This is a genomic window from Mycobacterium sp., assembly GCF_052144515.1.
Classification (GTDB): Bacteria; Actinomycetota; Actinomycetes; order Mycobacteriales; family Mycobacteriaceae; genus Mycobacterium.
In genome coordinates this window covers 1-12,848 of record NZ_JBKQQD010000174.1, presented here as the reverse complement: position 1 = coordinate 12,848, position 12,848 = coordinate 1, and the positions used below count along the sequence as shown (strand labels likewise).

The following is a 12,848-nucleotide window of genomic DNA, read 5'->3' as shown; positions in this document are numbered from 1 at the left end:
GCAGCCGACTACCGGGTCGGGTGATGTAGGTGCGTCCGGACGGAGCAGTCCAGGTGATTGTGCCGTCGGGGTCTTGCCGATCGCGCCAGCCGTCGGGCCCCGACCAGAAGGTTTTGAGCAAGTGATGCTTGCGGCACACACACTTGAGGTTGGACGGGTGGGTGAGGCCCACCGGGTAGGGCACCGTGTGGTCGATGTCGCAGAATTCTGCGGGTCGGTCGCAACCCGGGAACCGGCAGGCCAGATCCCGGCACCGGATGAAGCGTTGCAGCTGGGCCGAGGGGCGGTACACCGGCTCCGGTGGGCTATCGCCGGGATGGCGCATAGGCTTGACGGCGGCGCCGCCGGCGATCAACTCGGCCAGCAACGGCGCGCGCACCGTGGCGCCGCCGACGATCCGGGCCGAGGGCAATCGGACCGCCTCGGGTTCGGGGCAGGGATCGGGGGCCAGCGCCTCACGCAGCGTTGTTTTGGGTGTGATCGGTCGCGGCGCGGGCTCACCAGAGCTGTGCGGGTCGGGGTGGGCGGTGAGCGCTGAGGCCTCGGCCACCACATGGATGACGACGGCGGTTGCCCGGGGGTCGGTGTCGGCACCGGCGGGGCAGTCGGGAGTCCCACATGCGCAGACCAGCTGTTCACCCCCGGCGGCCAGCGTCCCCAGGGCGTCGGCGCGGCGCTGAGCGATGGTCCGGGGATCGTCGTCGCAGACCTGGTGGGCCATTTGGGTGAGCCGGCGGTCCAACACGGCGGCGTCGTTGCTCAGCAGCGAGCCCCAGAGCGCCGCGGTACCGCTGCCGTCGTGGTCCGGGCTGATCACTACGTCACGCCCGCGCGCGCCGACCCGAGTGCGCCGCACCGCTTGCGGGTCGTGCCGGTCGACGATGGCGTCGATGGCGATGGTGGACTTGGCTACCGACAGCGGTCCCAAGTGTCTCGCCTTGTCGGCAAGGGCGGCGTCGACCAGGCTCATGGTGTCTGGGTCGGTGATCAAGTCGGTGTGCCAGACGATCGCGGTCGCCAGTCGGGTACTGATGGTGCCCTCAGCGAATAGAGCCGCCACTTTGGGTAGCCGGTCCCGCAGGGCCACCGCCAGATACATCTGGCCCGAGGCCATGGCGTGGCTGATGTTCTGTGCGGCGGCCACTTCGGCGGCTATGACATCCCAGTTGTCGCATGACCAGTGCGCGTGGTGAGTGGGCCCGTCGGCGCGGCGGGACACCAGCTCGGCGATCGCGGACAGCCGCCGCGCAGCCGCGGCTGCCTCCGCCCGCGCGGCCGCGTCGATCCCGGCCACCACCGCGGCATCGTCGGCGCCCCGCCACAACTCATCGAACATGCTTTCGATCTTAGGCGAGAATCCGACACCGACACCGGCCGAAATCGCAGACTGTGGATAAAGTCGCGACCGTGGATAATCCCGGCGGGTAGCCTGACCGCGTGGACTACGCGGCCGCATTCCTCCAGGAGAATCGCGCTTTTTCGGATCTGATCCGCGATGCCGACGAGTCCTTGCCCGTGCCCACGTGCCCGGGCTGGAACATCCAGCAACTGTTGCGTCACGTGGGCCGTGGTGACCGCTGGGCTGCGCAGATCGTCAGCGAACGACGTGACGACTACCTCGATCCCCGCAGCGTCGAAGGCGGCAAACCGCCACCGGATCCCGACGACGTGATCTCCTGGCTGCACGGCGGCGCGCAACGGCTGATCGACGCCGTCGAGCAGTCCGGCGTGGAAACCACGGTCTGGACTTTCCTCGGGCCGCGCCCGGCGAACTGGTGGATCCGGCGACGGCTGCATGAGGTGGCGGTGCACCGGGCAGACCTAGCCATCACGCTCGGCAGCGACTTCACGCTCGAACCCGACATCGCGGCGGACGGAATCACCGAATGGCTTGAGCGCGTCGCCATTCAGGCCGGAAGCGACGGGGCGCCACTGCCGCTCGAGGACGGCAACACCATGCACCTGCACGCCACCGACCCGGGGCTGGGTGAAGCGGGCGAATGGACGGTCAGTGTCGCCGACGACGGGATCACCTGGTCACACGAGCACGGCAAGGGCACCGTGGCGCTGCGCGGCGGCGCAACCGAGCTGCTGCTGGCGGTGGTGCGACGAGTGCCGGTCGCCGATACCGGCATCGCGGTGTTCGGCGACGACGCGGTGTGGCAAAAGTGGCTGGACCGAACGCCGCTATAGCAAAAGCGCACGGTAATTTGCAGACCATGACCACATCGGAGCTTGCCACCGTTCTGGCTTGGCACGACGCCCTCAACGCCTCGGACCTCGACACCCTGGTGGCTCTGTCCAGCGACGACATCGACATCGGCGACGTGCACGGAGCCGCCCAGGGGCACGCGGCGCTACGCCGGTGGGCCGCCTCCCATACCGCGACGGCTGAGCCGGGCCGGATCTACGTGCACGACGGCGTCGTGGTCGTCGAACAGAAGATCAGCGATCCCGACGATCCCGGCGCCGCCACGACCGCCGCGTCGGCATTTCGGATAGTTCGCGACCACGTGACCTCGGTGTTCCGGCATGATGACTTGGCGTCGGCGCTGGACGCCACCGAACTCAGCGAGGCCGACCTCGTAACTTAGGGGTCGTTCGAGGCAAATTTGAAGCAAGGAGCCTTACATGCGCGGAATCATCTTGGCCGGGGGTTCGGGCACCCGCTTGCATCCGATCACCTTGGGCATCAGCAAGCAGTTGCTGCCGGTGTACGACAAGCCGATGGTCTACTACCCGCTGTCCACGCTGATGATGGCCGGCATCCGCGACATCCTGGTGATCACGACCCCGCACGACGCGGCGGGCTTCCAGCGACTCCTTGGCGACGGCTCGCAATTCGGCATCAACCTCAGCTATGTGACGCAGGACCAACCCGACGGTCTGGCGCAGGCTTTCGTCCTCGGCGCCAAACACATCGGTAATGATTCCGCGGCTTTGGTGTTGGGGGACAACATCTTCTACGGCCCCGGACTGGGCACCAGCCTGAGTCGCTTCCAATCCATCAGCGGCGGAGCCATTTTCGCGTATTGGGTGGCTAATCCCTCAGCCTATGGTGTCGTCGAATTCAGCGCCGACGGCATGGCGCTGTCGCTGCAGGAGAAACCCGAAACACCGAAGTCCAACTACGCGATACCAGGCTTGTATTTCTACGACAACGACGTCATCGAGATCGCCAAGGGCTTGAAGAAATCGGCGCGCGGCGAGTACGAGATCACCGACATCAACCGGATCTACCTCAACCGGGGCCGGCTGGCCGTCGAGCAGATGGTCCGCGGCACGGCCTGGCTGGACACTGGCACGTTCGACTCGCTGCTGGACGCCAGCGATTTCGTGCGCACGCTGGAACGGCGGCAGGGCCTGAAGGTCAGCGTTCCCGAGGAGATCGCCTGGCGGCGGGGCTGGATCACCGACGAGGAGTTGGCCGAACGGGCGCGCACCGTGGTCAAGTCCGGGTATGGCCACTACCTGCTGGAGCTGCTGGAACGTCCTCGCTGACCCCGCCCGGTTTCGCGAGCACCGCGGCGATCGCCGTCGTCAGCGGCACCGATAGCGCCAGTGCGATGCCGCCCACCGCCGAGCGGACCAGTTCGATGGCCACGCTCTCGCTGATCAGCACGTCACTCAGCGACCGGTTGGCGACGCTGAACAGTAACAGCAGCGGCAGCGAACTGCCGGCGTAGGCCAGCACCAACGTGTACACGGTGCTCGCGATGTGGTCGCGGCCCACCCGGATCGCGCCCAGGAAGATGGCCCGCCGGGAGGTGTTCCCGCCGAGACGGGCGAGCTCGAACACCGTCGACGCCTGGGTCACGGTGACATCGTTGAGCACGCCCAGCGAACCGATGATGAAGCCGGCGAGCAACAGCCCGCTGATCGACACATTGCCGAGATAGACGGTGACCTGGGAGTTCTGTTCGTCCGACAGACCCGTGAGATGAGCCAGACCGATCGCGGCCCACGACAATCCCGCCGCCAACAGCAATGCCGACAAGGTGCCCAGCAGCGCGGCGCTGGTCCGCAGATTGATCCCGTGCGCGAGGTAGATCACCGCGTACAGGATCGCCGCCGACGCCACCAGCGCCACCGGGACCGCGGGCGCGCCGTCGCGCAGCGCCGGCAGCAGAAACACCACCAGCACTGCGAAGGCGACCACGATGCCGACCAGTGCCAGCAGCCCGCGCCAGCGGGCCACCGCGACGATCACCACCGCGAACGCCAGGGCAAGAACGACCAGCGGCCAGCCGCGTTCGAAGTCGTAAAACGCATAGGTCGTGGTGCCCTGTGCGTCGACGGCCCGGATGACGCGGATGTGATCACCCGAGGCGAGCTGCGGCTGGCCCGGGCCGGGGGAGAACTCGAGCAACGTGCCGGCGCCCGCGTTCGGTCCGGAATCGATCGCCACCCGGGTGAGCACGCACCGCCCCGCGCCCGGGGTTGCGGGAAGCGGCGCAGTGGTCAGCACCTGTCCGGCCGACGGGCTACCGCAGTCGCCCAACCCGCTGGACAGCACGTGCCCGCTCACGGTGTTCACCGCGCCGCCCGAGGCGTTCTGGTATGGCATCGGGACCTCGACATGCTGGCGGCTCGGCCATAGCCAGACCGCGCCGGCTATCACCGCGATACCGATCGCGGCCAGCAGCCCGACGACGATCTTGGCGGGCAGCGGATCCAGGGGCTTCGTCGGTGATGGCCCCGACGACAAGCTGTGCGAGTGCGCATGTGCGTGGGTCACCCGCTCCACGGTAGGGTTGTTGGTCACAAGGTTGGTCAAATCGGGGACTCCGCCACGCCAACGGCGATACGATCTCGTAATTAGCGTCGGGAGGAACCGGTATGTCGTTTGTCGTTGCGGCAACCGAAGCGGTGGCAACAGCCGCCCAGGATTTGACGAACATCGGTTCGACGATCGACGCTGCCGGCGCGGTCGCGGGGGCAGCGACCAGGGGTGAACTTGCGGCGGCCGCCGATCAGGTGTCGTTGGCGGTTGGACAGATGTTTTCCGAGCACGCCGAGGCCTATCAGGGAGTCCGCGCGCAGATCGCGGAGTTTCACCAGCAGTTCGTCCAGGCCTTAAGCGCCGCGGGCCAGGCGTATGCGACTGCTGAAGCGGATAACGCAGCACCTTTGCAGACGGGCGCGCGCGACCTGCTGGGGTGATCTGGCTTACTGCCGGTAGCTGGTCAGGAAGTTTCCCAGCCGGTCGATCGCGTTGGCGAGATCACGCGACCACGGCAGCGTCACGATCCGCAGGTGGTCCGGCGCCGGCCAGTTGAACCCAGTGCCCTGCGTGACCAGGATCTTTTCCTGCAGCAACAGATCAAGGACCAGCTGCTCGTCGTCGGCGATGTCGTAGACCTCGGGATCCAGCCGGGGAAACGCATACAAGGCACCCTCCGGTTTGACGCAGGACACCCCGGGGATCTCGTTGAGTTTGGTCCAGGCCACGTCGCGCTGCTCGAGCAGCCGGCCGCCGGGAAGCACCAGGTCTTCGATGCTCTGGTGGCCGCCGAGGGCGACCTGAATCGCGTGCTGCGCCGGGACGTTGGGGCATAGCCGCATATTCGCGAGCAGGCTGATGCCCTCGATGAAGCTGCCGGCGTGGTCCTTGGGGCCGGTGATGGCCAGCCAGCCGGCCCGGTACCCGGCGACCCGATAGGCCTTGGACAGGCCGTTGAACGTCAGGCACAACAGATCCGGCGCCAGTGTGGCCAGGCTGATGTGCTTGGCGTCGTCGTAGAGGATCTTGTCGTAGATTTCGTCGGCGAGCAGCAGCAGCTGGTGCTTGCGCGCCAGGTCGACGATCTGGGTGAGGATCTCGCGGCTGTAGACGGCGCCGGTAGGGTTGTTAGGGTTGATCACGACCAGCGCCTTGGTGCGCTCGGTGATCTTCGATTCCATGTCGGCGATGTCGGGCTGCCAGCCCTGGGTCTCGTCGCACAGGTAATGCACCGGTGTGCCGCCCGCAAGCGAGGTCGACGCCGTCCACAGCGGGTAATCGGGCGCCGGGATCAGCACCTGATCGCCGTTGTCCAGCAGGGCCTGCAGCGTCATCGTGATCAGCTCGGAGACCCCGTTGCCCAGATAGACGTCGTCGACATCGAACCGGGGGAAGCCGTCGACCAGCTCGTAGCGGGTGACCACCGCACGCCGGGCCGGCAGGATGCCCTTCGAGTCGGAGTAGCCCTGCGCGTACGGCAGCGCCTGGATCATGTCGCGCATGATCACGTCGGGGGCCTCGAAGCCGAACGGCGCCGGGTTGCCGATATTGAGCTTGAGGATGCGGTGCCCTTCGCCCTCCAACCGCGCCGCGTGCTGATGTACCGGGCCGCGGATTTCGTACAGGACGTCCTGAAGCTTGGACGACTGCGCGAACGCCCGCGGCCGATGATGACCGAGGGCGTGCACGGGCAGCTGGTGAGGTGTCACGTCACCTATGGTGCCATTGCTGTCTACCGAAATTTGCTGACTCTTATCGAAACGTTATCAGCGCTTGCCCGGGGGACGGGCTCCGCGCGCGATTCCCAGCCCTTTTGGCGCGGCAGGCGGCGCGGCTTCGCCGTCGGTCTCTTTTTCGGCCTCGGGTTCCGGCTTTGCTTAGGGTTTGGCCTCCGGCTCGTCATCCTTGGCCGGGGCGGCGGGCGCGGCAGCTGGGGCCGCCGATTTCTTGGCGCCGGGTCGCTTGGCGCCGGCCGCGATGCCCAGGCCCTTCACGGGCGCAGCGGGAGCCTTGGCTTCTTCCGGCTCGGCTGCCGGCTCCGCGGCCGCTGGCTTTTCGGCTGCAGGGGCCTCTTGAATCGAAGCCTTCTTGGCGCCGGGTCGCTTAGCTCCGGCGGCCATGCCCAGGCCCTTGATCGGCGCGGCGGGCGCCTTGGCGTCCGTGGCTTCCGTGGCTTCCGTGGATTCGGGGGCTGGCGTGGATTCGGGGGCTGGCGCCGCCGCCTTCTTGGCGCCCGGTTTCTTGGCGCCGCCTGCCATACCTAGACCCTTAACGAGCGCGGCGGGAGCGGGCTTCGCTTCGGTCTTCTCCGCGGGCGCCTCGGCCGGGGCTTCTTCTGCAGGCGCCTCGGCCGGCGCGGCCGGTGCGGCGGCCTTGGGTGCCTTCGGTGCTTTGGCGGCGCGCTCTTCGGCTTCCTTGGCGGCCGTCCCCTTCTCCGGCAGCGTCGCCTTGTCGTACTCGAGAGACCCGAGCAGTATCTGGGCCACGTCAAGCACCTCAACGCCGCTGCGACCGGCTTCTTCCTGCCGGTCGTTGACCCCGTCGGTGACCATCACCCGGCAGAACGGGCAGCCGGTGGCGACGGTCGCGGCCCCGGTGGCCAGCGCCTCGTCGACGCGTTCGTGGTTGATTCGCTTACCGATGTGCTCTTCCATCCACATGCGTGCGCCGCCCGCGCCGCAGCAGAAGCTGCGGTCGGCGTGGCGCGGCATCTCGGTGAGGTTGGCTCCCGCGGCCCCGATCAGCTCGCGCGGCGCCTCGTAGACCTTGTTGTGCCGGCCCAGGTAACACGGGTCGTGGTAGGTGATGTCTTGAGAGACGGGGCTGACGGGGACCAGCTTCTTGTCGCGCACCAGCCGGTTGAGCAGCTGGGTGTGGTGCAACACCGTGTAGTTGGCGCCGAGCTGCCGGTATTCCTTGCCGATGGTGTTGAAGCAGTGCGGGCAGGTGACCACGATCTTGCGGTCGACCGTCTCCACGCCTTGGAACAGTCCGTCCAGGGTCTCGACGGCCTGTTGGGCCAGCTGCTGGAAGAGGAATTCGTTGCCGGAGCGGCGTGCCGAGTCGCCGTTGCAGGACTCCCCGGTGCCCAGCACCAGGTACTTGACCCCGGCGATGGCCAGCAGTTCGGCGACGGCCTTGGTGGTCTTTTTGGCCTTGTCGTCGTAGGCGCCCGCGCAGCCCACCCAGAACAGGTATTCGTAGCCGTCGAAGCTGTCGACGTCCTCGCCGTAGACCGGCACGTCGAAGTCGACCTCGTCGATCCAGTTGGTCCGGTCTCCGGCGTTCTGTCCCCAGGGGTTGCTCTTGGTTTCCAGGTTCTTGAACAACGTGGACAGCTCGGCGGGAAACTCCGACTCCATCATCACCTGGTAGCGGCGCATGTCGACGATGTGGTCGACATGCTCGATGTCGACGGGGCACTGCTCGACGCAGGCGCCGCACGTCACGCAGGACCACAGCACGTCGGGATCGATCACGCCGCCTTGCTCGGCGGTGCCGACCAGCGGGCGGGCCGCCTGCTCCGGCCCGTGCCCGGGTATCCGGCCGAAGCCGGACTCCGGCACGTGGTGACCCTCTTCCTTGACCGTCTCGAGGTCGAGACCCTCAAGCGGCTCCGAGGTCTTCTCGCGCAGGATGTAGGGCGCCTTGGCCATCCAGTGGTCGCGCAGGTCCATGATGACGAGCTTGGGTGACAGCGGCTTGCCGGTATTCCAGGCCGGGCATTGCGACTGGCAGCGCCCGCACTCGGTACAGGTGGCGAAGTCGAGCATGGCCTTCCAGGTGAAGTCCTCGATCTTGCCGCGGCCGAATTCGGCGTCGTCCGGCGGGTTTTCGAAATCGATCGGCTTGCCGTCGGCCTCGACGGGCAGCAGCGGTCCCAACCCGTCGGGCAGGCGCTTGAAGGTGACGTTGATCGGCGCCAGGAAGATGTGTAAGTGCTTGGAGTGCAACACGATCAGCAGGAAGGAGAGCATGACGCCGATGTGCAGCATCAGCGCGACGGTCTCGATGATCTCGTTGGTGTGCTGCCCCAACGGAGCCATCAGGTTGCCCATGGCGTGTGACAAGAAAGCGCCCTTGCCGTAGGGGAATTCGTCGCCGAGGGCATTCACCGACGCCCCGCGGAAGATGGCGTACGTCCAGATGACGTTGAAGATCATGAACAGGATCAGCCACGCGCCGCCGGTGTGTGAACCGTAGAAGCGCGAACCGCGGCCGTATTCCTTCGGCTCACTGCGCAGCCGGATGATCGCGAACGTGACAATGCCCGTCAGCACCGCCAGCGCGAAGAAGTCCTGCACCGCGCCCAGCGCGTTCCAGCGGCCGATGATCGGGAGGTGGAAGTTGGGCTGGAACAGCACGCCATAGGCCTCGATGTAGACCGTGAGCAGGATGAAGAAGCCCCACATGGTGAAGAAGTGCGCCAAGCCCGGCACCGACCACTTCAGCAGGCGACGCTGCCCGAACACCTCGGCGATCTGAGTCCAGATCCGGGTGCCCAGCTCGTCGGTGCGCCCGCTGGCCGGTTGGCCGGACATGACCAGCTTGAATAGCCAGAAGACGCGGCGCGCAGCGAAAAATCCCACGACTGCCGTCATGCTCAGGCCCAGCACCAATCTGATGAGCGTCTGCGTGGTCACAGAAGGTCTCCCCAATGCATTGTCACTCGACGAAAATTCGTTCGATCTCCAGCTTGCTCATAGTGGCATCTGTGCCGGTTGCGACGCGAGAAAGGCTGCCCTAAGTCAACGCCAAGTCAGCGCCTCCAGGGGGGTTCGAAGGGCCGTAGCGGGAACGGCCTTTCCCGCGTCGTCGTCGGCGGCGCGGTGGTGGTCACCTGCGACGTCGGGGGCGGCTGGGTGGTTGTGGGCGGCGGGGGCGTCGTAGTTGGCGGAGGCGGCGCGGGCGTGGTGGTGGGCTCGTAGGTGGTGGTCACCGGCGGCGGCGCGGGGCTGTTGCTGGTGGGCGGCGGCGGGATCACCGTCACGGTTTGCGGCGTTGGCGGGGGCGCGCTCGACGGGGTGGTGTTTACCGGGTTGGTGTTGGTGTGGCCAAGGGTCAGGGCCAGCACCACCGCCACCAGCACGGCCGCGGCGGCGCCGGCCACGGTGAGGACCAGGGCCGTACGTTTGTACCAGGGCAGCCGTGCGGACTCATCCGCATACCGGTCGTCGGCCGCATAGTCGAATCCCGCTGCCTCCCTGGCATATTCGCCGCTGTGTTCACCGCCGGTGTAGGGGACCGGCTCGTCGCCCGCATCGGCGTCTTCCGACCAGGCCAGCGGCGCCGGTGCAGCCGACGCAGTGGGGACCGCCTGGGTCGGTGGGGTGCCGGCCATCTGCGTCGGTGTTTCGATGACGGGTGCCGCGGCCGTCGTCGCGCCCGCCGACAATCGCTGCTGCCCGAGCACCGCTGCGCCGACGGCAGCGCTGACCACGGGTTGCGGTGTGGTGAAGATCGGCACCTGCAGGCGTTCCGACAGTCGGGCGGCGAGCACCGGAATGCTGGCGCCGCCGCCGACGGTCGCCACGGCCGCCAGGTTGGCCCTAATTCCGTTGCGCTGCAGGATCTCTTCGACAGTGGAGACGAATCGGTCCAGCGGTCCGGAGATCAGGTGCTCAAATTCTGTGCGGGACAGCCGGATATCTGCGCCGGCACCCGTCGCGATGGTGGCCTCGCCGGCACCTGACAGTTCTTCCTTGGCACGCCGGCATTCGCCGAGCAGGCGAGTGTATGACCCCATTTGTGCGGTGCCGGCAATGTCGGTGCTGGTATCGGCGCCGGAGGCGCTCGCCCGCAAGTGATTTGCGATCAGCTGATCGATCTCGTCGCCGGAGAAGTCGGCGTAGCGGACGGACGAGCCCACCTGCTGAAAGTTCGAGCCGGCGTTGCTCAGGGTGACGCTGGTGCCGCCCGCGCCGAAGTCGCACAGGGCGACGACGCCGTTCGTCGGGAACTCCGGTCTGGTGCGCAGGGCCGCGAGCGCGGCCGTGGCGTCCGAGATCAGCAGCGGAGGCACGCCGTTGGGCGCCAGGGCCGGCTGGGCGAAAAACTCGTCACGCAGCGCCGCGGACTGGCGCTCGGACCAATATGCGGGGATCGCGATCGTGACTGGGGTTCCGTAGCCGACCGTTCGTGCCATCGCCTCGAGCGCTTCGACTGTCAGCGCCTCGCCGAGGTATTTCGTCCCGTCGGCCGCCACCAACGGCGCCCCGTCACCGACTCGCTCGACGAATCCCCGCATCACCAGGCCGGGTTCGTTGAGGTTCGGGTTTTCCTCCGGCAGGCCAACTTCGCCCGCCCGGTGGTCGAAGATTGTCAACACGGATTTGCGGCTCACCGCAGCGCTGCCCACCCGGGCGGCGACCAGATTGGCCACCCCGATCGACAGCCCCAGCGACTCGGTCATATCGCATACCCCTGTGTTTGTCGGATCGCTGGCGGTCGGCTCGCCGTCCTCACCATAGCGGGATCATCACGCCGCTAATCGCTGGCACGCGCGCCGTTACCGATCAGTGGTCAAAACGGCAGCCTTATCCCCGGCGGCAGCGTTGGCAGGTGTGGGTGATGCTTCGTTGTCGGCGGGTTGGTTGGCTGGTATGTCGGTTGCTGCTGTGTCGGCGGCGGGACTTCGCTGCTGGTGGGCGGCGGCGTCTCGGTGGTCGTGCTGGCCGGTGGTTCGGAGGTGGAGGTGGTCGGCGCGGTTGTGGTGGTCGTCGTCGACGACGGCGCCGGGCTGGTGCCTTCGTTGCCGCCCATCAGCTCGCCGATCCCGTAGACGATCAGCGCGATCAGGATCAGAACCAGCACCAGCCAGGCGATGAGCAGCGGGGGACTGCGGTACCACGGGGCCGGCTGGAATCCCTCGTGTTCGGGGGACTGATCGGGCGGTGTATCCGACGGCGCCTCGTCCATGCCGTAGGCGGCCTTCGTGGTCTGCTGGTTGTTGAAGTCGTCCGACGGGCCGTTACCTGCCACGGCAACGATGGTACTGACACCACCTGTCAGTGCTGCTCAGAAGGTGTTGACCTGCTCGATGCTGACGAACGCACCTGGGCGCTCGCCGAATGAAGTTGTGACGGTTGCGCGACAAACGGCAGGTCAATGAGTCGGTTGTGTTGGCCGCGCGGGCGCGCGTTGGTCGCCCAAGGCTTTTCGCAGGACCAGTGCATTTAGCCGTGCCACGGGCACAGGTCGCGGATAGCGAATCCGACGACCTGCGCCGCCCCGCCTGGACCCAGCGCCGGGTTCTCCGCCGAGAACTGCCGCACCATGTTCTGTCGACTGAGGCCAGCGTCCATCAGGCCACAGATATCCAGGCCCTGGTCCAGCGCCACCTGGTTACCGCCGCTGTCACCGAGACCGGCCGCACTGACATCTGTCAGGAAGGCACGCCCACCGCCCGGCGGCGCCGGAGCGGCGTTCGCAACAGGTTCGGCACCCAAGGCGATGGCCGCCAAGACGGCCACGCCAACCATCCCCATCCTTCGCGCGCCAGCCTTATGCCGCTTTGACGCGACCGCACTATCGAGAACTCCGAGGGACATCGCAACCGCCTTTGCTACGCCAGTTCTTATTCAACGTGCGTCTTATGGTGATTGCGCAAACTTTCGAGACGCTATGTCCCGGTTAGGTGTTCGCTTTCTTTAGCAGTGGGGCATCGCGATGTCTTCTGCTGCCAACCCCCGTCCCGACATACCCACGTAGATGAGAAGACCGCTCTCCCAGACCGAATAGACTCCGGCGGCGACTTTCGTCACCGACCGATTGGCCCAGTCGGAGAATCGGTGAGACAAGGTGCCCAGAGCCCGGTGCATGCGCCGAGGGGGGGTACGGGTTCGAGCAGGCGCGCCGGGGCCAACGTGAAGGTGGTTCAGCGGATGCTCGGCCACGCCAAGGCGTCGATGACCCTGGATGTCTACGCAGACCTGTTTGATGACGACCTCGATGATGTCCGACTGCGGTCCCAGCCCGCAAAATGATGTCCTGACCAGCGCCTAGGAGACTCCTGAATAATCCCGCGTGGCGGTTGGCTGGTTGATCGTGGGTTTTTGGGATGATTGTGGGGTGCAGGGTCGCTCTGATGATCAGCGGGAAATCCTTGATGCGGAGTCGGTGACGG

At 66.7% G+C, this 12,848-nt stretch carries 11 protein-coding genes and 1 pseudogene; 5 read left to right on the top strand and 7 right to left on the bottom strand.

What is annotated here, in order from left to right; genetic code table 11:
* Nucleotides 1-1,336 (bottom strand): DUF222 domain-containing protein (locus tag ACLP9N_RS11730; protein WP_442407564.1); only part of this gene is annotated, 1,336 nt, incomplete at its 3' end.
* 101 nt (nucleotides 1,337-1,437) lie between these two features.
* On the opposite strand from ACLP9N_RS11730, the gene ACLP9N_RS11725 reads away from it, so the two are divergent.
* Genes ACLP9N_RS11725 through rfbA form a run of 3 tightly spaced genes read left to right on the top strand, consistent with a single transcriptional unit; the run spans nucleotide 1,438 to nucleotide 3,501 of the window.
* Nucleotides 1,438-2,193, top strand: coding sequence for a maleylpyruvate isomerase family mycothiol-dependent enzyme (locus tag ACLP9N_RS11725; protein WP_442407563.1), 756 nt, complete (start codon nucleotides 1,438-1,440; stop codon nucleotides 2,191-2,193).
* A gap of 26 nt (nucleotides 2,194-2,219) precedes the next feature.
* Nucleotides 2,220-2,594 (top strand): nuclear transport factor 2 family protein, encoded by a 375-nt coding sequence (locus ACLP9N_RS11720; protein ID WP_442407562.1) that lies wholly within the window; start codon nucleotides 2,220-2,222, stop codon nucleotides 2,592-2,594.
* Nucleotides 2,595-2,631: 37 nt separating this feature from the next.
* Entirely contained in the window at nucleotides 2,632-3,501 is an 870-nt protein-coding gene (rfbA, locus tag ACLP9N_RS11715; protein WP_442407561.1) for a glucose-1-phosphate thymidylyltransferase RfbA, read from the top strand.
* Here the strand turns inward: rfbA and ACLP9N_RS11710 are convergent.
* Nucleotides 3,449-4,747 carry a YibE/F family protein gene (locus ACLP9N_RS11710; RefSeq protein ID WP_442407566.1) on the bottom strand — a complete coding sequence of 433 codons (1,299 nt, stop codon included), beginning with the start codon at nucleotides 4,745-4,747 and terminating at the stop codon, nucleotides 3,449-3,451. The two genes, rfbA and ACLP9N_RS11710, sit on opposite strands and share 53 nt — an antisense overlap.
* 92 nt (nucleotides 4,748-4,839) lie before the next feature.
* On the opposite strand from ACLP9N_RS11710, the gene ACLP9N_RS11705 reads away from it, so the two are divergent.
* A complete protein-coding gene (locus tag ACLP9N_RS11705; protein ID WP_442407560.1) occupies nucleotides 4,840-5,163 on the top strand; it encodes a PE family protein in 324 nt (107 codons plus the stop codon).
* A 6-nt stretch (nucleotides 5,164-5,169) separates the two neighbouring features.
* On the opposite strand, the gene ACLP9N_RS11700 is transcribed toward ACLP9N_RS11705, so the two are convergent.
* From ACLP9N_RS11700 to ACLP9N_RS11680, 5 genes are all read right to left on the bottom strand, one after another.
* Nucleotides 5,170-6,465, bottom strand: a complete 1,296-nt coding sequence (locus ACLP9N_RS11700; RefSeq protein WP_442407565.1) for a pyridoxal phosphate-dependent aminotransferase — start codon at nucleotides 6,463-6,465, stop codon at nucleotides 5,170-5,172.
* A gap of 135 nt (nucleotides 6,466-6,600) precedes the next feature.
* Nucleotides 6,601-9,366 carry a heterodisulfide reductase-related iron-sulfur binding cluster gene (locus ACLP9N_RS11695; RefSeq protein ID WP_442407559.1) on the bottom strand — a complete coding sequence of 922 codons (2,766 nt, stop codon included), beginning with the start codon at nucleotides 9,364-9,366 and terminating at the stop codon, nucleotides 6,601-6,603.
* Nucleotides 9,367-9,482: 116 nt separating this feature from the next.
* A complete protein-coding gene (locus ACLP9N_RS11690) occupies nucleotides 9,483-11,135 on the bottom strand; it encodes an Hsp70 family protein (protein WP_442407558.1) in 1,653 nt (550 codons plus the stop codon).
* A 110-nt stretch (nucleotides 11,136-11,245) separates the two neighbouring features.
* Nucleotides 11,246-11,704, bottom strand: a complete 459-nt coding sequence (locus tag ACLP9N_RS11685) for a hypothetical protein (protein WP_442407557.1) — start codon at nucleotides 11,702-11,704, stop codon at nucleotides 11,246-11,248.
* 194 nt (nucleotides 11,705-11,898) lie between these two features.
* Complete coding sequence (locus ACLP9N_RS11680; protein WP_442407556.1) at nucleotides 11,899-12,195, bottom strand: DUF732 domain-containing protein; 297 nt, start codon at nucleotides 12,193-12,195, stop codon at nucleotides 11,899-11,901.
* Nucleotides 12,196-12,576: 381 nt separating this feature from the next.
* On the opposite strand from ACLP9N_RS11680, the pseudogene ACLP9N_RS11675 reads away from it, so the two are divergent.
* A pseudogene (locus tag ACLP9N_RS11675) lies at nucleotides 12,577-12,708 on the top strand (site-specific integrase); the annotation flags it as partial.
* Nucleotides 12,709-12,848: the final 140 nt, after the last annotated feature.